The organism is Mycobacterium sp. 1274761.0 (genome assembly GCF_001668615.1).
GTDB lineage: Bacteria > Actinomycetota > Actinomycetes > Mycobacteriales > Mycobacteriaceae > Mycobacterium.
In genome coordinates, this window is the sequence record NZ_LZMC01000051.1 from 1 (window position 1) to 528 (window position 528).

Sequence of the window (528 nt, forward strand, 5' to 3'; positions counted from 1 at the left end):
CTCGTCGATCGCGGCGGGCTGGTCACCTGCGGGTGCGTATTCGCTGACGACCTCGAACCGGCCGCCGGTGCGCACCATCGCCTCGACGGGGCGGTACTCGGAGTGCGCAAGCACGGGATGTTCGGTCGCGAAAGCCATGTTCACAGGGTAGAACCACACACCGACACCGCGTCATTCCCCGGTCGTTTCCCTGGGCCTATGCTTGCCCTATTCACGCACCCAAACACGAGCTGTTCGACCTGGTCGCCCGCACAAACACCGATCCGAAGGGGATCGTACGTGCGGTGGACGAGTACAAGGTCACCCCGTGGGGGTTGTACATGGCCCGGCCGACGCCCGGGCGCGCTCAGTTCCACTATCTGGAGTCGTGGCTGCTGCCGCCGCTGGGCTTGCGTGCCTCGATCTTCTACTTCAACCCTGACCATGAACGCGACCAGGACTTCTACCTCGACATCGGCCGCTACACACCCGGACCGCAGGTGTGGCAGTCCGAGGACCACTACCTCGACCTGGTGGTGCGCATCGGGG

Annotated in this window: 1 protein-coding gene; it reads left to right on the forward strand. The window is 64.8% G+C overall.

The window, feature by feature from the left end:
* Positions 1–239 precede the first annotated feature (239 nt).
* Positions 240–528, forward strand: a 289-nt coding sequence (locus A5651_RS08485) for a DUF402 domain-containing protein (protein ID WP_231988622.1), incomplete at its 3' end; no start/stop codon positions are given.